The sequence below is a fragment of the Streptomyces sp. NPDC014764 genome (assembly GCF_043082785.1).
GTDB lineage: Bacteria > Actinomycetota > Actinomycetes > Streptomycetales > Streptomycetaceae > Streptomyces > Streptomyces althioticus.
On sequence record NZ_JBIBXY010000058.1, the window covers coordinates 1 to 1,130 of the forward strand.

Sequence of the window (1,130 nt, forward strand, 5' to 3'; positions counted from 1 at the left end):
GCTAAAAGCCAAACCTTGGGCTTTGCCCAAACCCACTGGGGAACTCTTCCCCAGACCCCCTTAATCGAACTCCCCAACCCCTCAATCCTTGAGGGGCTCCCTCGCCGGTAGGCAGCTCAAAAGGTGTTGCCTTTTGAGACACCAAGAGGGTCTTGGTGAAGTGAGTCTATCAACTCCTTATCCTCCCTTCGGTCCGGTACCGTTGACAGACGCCATACGGGCCTCTCTCGCCTTTGTAAGAGGTTGCCCCTAGTAAAAACCCTTAAAAAGCAAAAAAGACGCTTCTAGGGGTAGCGTCAGGGAAATGCGGATTTACAACGGTAAGCATTTGATACAAGTCTTATGAGACAGTCAGAAGTCATTTAAAACGCTAATTTCATTATGTCTCAATAAACTCTACTCTATTGGAATTGTGAAGTGATACACTTAAACTAACGTACGCAGGTTTGTTGAATAAGGACTTCAAAAAATACCCTTAATTAAGCTAAAAAGTCCTTCTCTTTATTAAGAAGGACTTTTTTATGTGTTATTCCATTGTCTCATTCATTGTAATAGTTTCGCTTGCTTCATGACCAGATTCTCCATGTCCTGGTCCAAACAAATTCAATATTACAACTCCTACAAGAATCAGTGTTATTCCTGCAATGCTAGCCATGTTAAGTTTTTCCTTCCAAACTAAAACTGAAATTACTGTAGTCAAAACAAGTCCTAAACCTGCCCATAATGCATATGCAGTGTTTAAGGGGATTGTTTTTAGCGACAAGGATAAAAAGAAAAAACAACCAACGAAAGCTATTATTACCCCTATTGTAGGATAGAGTTTTGAAAAGCCTTCAGATGCTTTTAATAGGGAAGAGCCAATAATCTCCCCCACTATTGCAAGTGCTAAATATAGATATGACATTATTCGTCCTCCTGAATCATGTTTATTAGTTCATCAAAAACTTGTGTTTTTAGTTCTTCATTTAATGGTGCCATTCCAAATATTTCTGAAAACCAAAGACCATCTATGGATAATCTTGTAATTGTTATTTTGACAGGATCAATTCCATCAGTTATTAACTTTGTATGCAAAATATCGTATCTCTGCCGGAATTCATCTAATAAATCTGGATTATTATACATAGCAG

At 38.7% G+C, this 1,130-nt stretch carries 1 protein-coding gene and 1 pseudogene; both read right to left on the reverse strand.

Annotated features, from left to right (window positions below; all coding sequences use genetic code 11):
- Positions 1-526: 526 nt before the first annotated feature.
- Positions 527-904, reverse strand: a complete 378-nt coding sequence (gene qacH / locus ACF1AG_RS34840) for a quaternary ammonium compound efflux SMR transporter QacH (protein ID WP_000121134.1) — start codon at positions 902-904, stop codon at positions 527-529.
- A pseudogene (locus ACF1AG_RS34845) lies at positions 904-1,130 on the reverse strand (TetR/AcrR family transcriptional regulator); the annotation flags it as partial. The gene qacH and the pseudogene ACF1AG_RS34845, both read right to left, overlap by 1 nt.

Coding starts and splice junctions, on each gene's coding strand:
- qacH (WP_000121134.1), bottom strand. CDS start 904: ATGTCATATCTATATTTAGCACTTGCAATAGTGGGGGAGATTATTGGC.